This is a genomic window from Bacillus sp. SG-1 (assembly GCF_000181495.1).
Taxonomy (GTDB): Bacteria; Bacillota; Bacilli; order Bacillales; family Bacillaceae_B; genus Rossellomorea.
Genome location: NZ_ABCF01000167.1, coordinates 1 through 1579, shown reverse-complemented (window position 1 = coordinate 1579; position 1579 = coordinate 1). Strand labels below are relative to the sequence as shown.

3 protein-coding genes are annotated in these 1579 nt (G+C 42.5%); all 3 read left to right on the top strand.

Annotated elements, in window-relative coordinates; genetic code table 11:
- Window positions 1-644, top strand: a 644-nt coding sequence (locus BSG1_RS19460) for a redox-sensing transcriptional repressor Rex (protein WP_006838963.1), incomplete at its 5' end; no start/stop codon positions are given.
- Between the two features lie 49 nt (window positions 645-693).
- Window positions 694-867 (top strand): twin-arginine translocase TatA/TatE family subunit, encoded by a 174-nt coding sequence (locus BSG1_RS19455; protein WP_044023218.1) that lies wholly within the window; start codon window positions 694-696, stop codon window positions 865-867.
- A gap of 18 nt (window positions 868-885) precedes the next feature.
- Window positions 886-1579, top strand: a 694-nt coding sequence (gene tatC, locus BSG1_RS19450; RefSeq protein WP_006838961.1) for a twin-arginine translocase subunit TatC, incomplete at its 3' end; no start/stop codon positions are given.

Below are 1579 nucleotides of genomic sequence, written 5' to 3'. Positions count from 1 at the left end.
CGACAGCTAAACGGCTGCCGCTATACTATAGATTTATCAAAAACTTACACTCCTCGGGTAAGCAGAGAGTTTCCTCTAAGGAACTGAGTGAAGCGGTAAAGGTGGATTCTGCGACCATCCGACGGGATTTTTCCTACTTTGGTGCATTAGGGAAGAAAGGATATGGATACAATGTTAACTATCTACTATCTTTCTTCAGCAAAACACTCGATCAGGATGCGCTGACAAAGGTCGTGCTGATTGGAGTGGGGAACCTTGGTACGGCGTTTCTTCACTACAATTTTATCAAAAATAATAATACAAAAATAGAAATGGCATTTGATGTTGCTCCCGAAAAAGTAGGATCTGTTATTGGGGATGTACCGGTTTACAGTCTTGATGACCTGGAAAAACAGCTCAAGGATAATGGAATTGAAGTCGCGATCATGACCGTGCCGGCCGGTTCTGCTCAAAGCATTACTGACAGGCTTGTCCAGGCGAATATTAAAGGAATCTTGAACTTTACGCCTGCACGGCTAACTGCGCCGGACCATATCAGGATCCATCATATTGACCTGGCGGTAGAACTGCAGTCGCTGGTCTACTTCTTAAAAAACTACTCTGAAGATGACACTGAAATGTCACAAGAAGAAAATCAATCATGATAGCAAAAATAAAGTCGATACGTTATGATAGAACGAGGAGGTGAGCGTTATGCCACTAGGACCAGGTAGCCTCATATTGATCGCAATTGTTGCTCTATTAATTTTCGGACCGAAGAAATTGCCGGAATTGGGTAAAGCAGCAGGAAACACTTTGCGTGAATTCAAAAACGCAACAAAAGGCTTAGCAGATGATGATGACGATAAGAATAAAGATGCTAAGTAAATGTAAGGATTGAACGCTATGAGTCATAATGAAATGACAGTTTATGAACATATAGGTGAACTCAGAAAACGGCTCATGTTTGTAGTCGTTTTCTTCTTGTTAGCGTTTATCGGAAGTTTCTTTCTCGCTGAACCGCTGATCAGGTATCTGCAGCATGCGGATGAAGCCAAAGAGCTGACAATGAATGCTTTCAGACTGACAGACCCGCTTAAAATCTATCTGGAGATGATGGTTTTCATTTCGTTGATTATCACATCCCCACTGATTCTCTTTCAACTCTGGTCCTTTATCAGCCCGGGCCTGCTGGATAGAGAAAGAAAGGTGACACTAAGCTATATTCCGATTTCCCTGCTGCTTTTTCTGGGCGGACTATCATTTGCTTATTTCATCCTCTTTCCTTACGTAGTCAAGTTCATGATGAATTTATCGAACGAACTGAACATCCAGCAAGTCATTGGAATCAATGAGTATTTCCACTTTTTATTTCAGCTGACACTTCCGTTTGGATTGCTGTTTCAACTTCCGGTGGTCATGCTGTTCCTAACCAGGCTGGGAATCATCACCCCGATGTTCATGGCACAAATGAGACGCTATGCGTATTTCATTTTGCTGATCATCGCAGCGTTTATCACACCGCCCGACATCGTGTCCCATCTAATGGTGACCGTTCCGCTGCTGCTTTTATATGAAATCAGTATCTGGATTTCAAAAA

What these genes read in the sequence shown, in the direction of transcription:
- BSG1_RS19455 (WP_044023218.1), top strand. Translation starts at nt 694, where the DNA reads ATGCCACTAGGACCAGGTAGCCTCATATTGATCGCAATTGTTGCTCTA.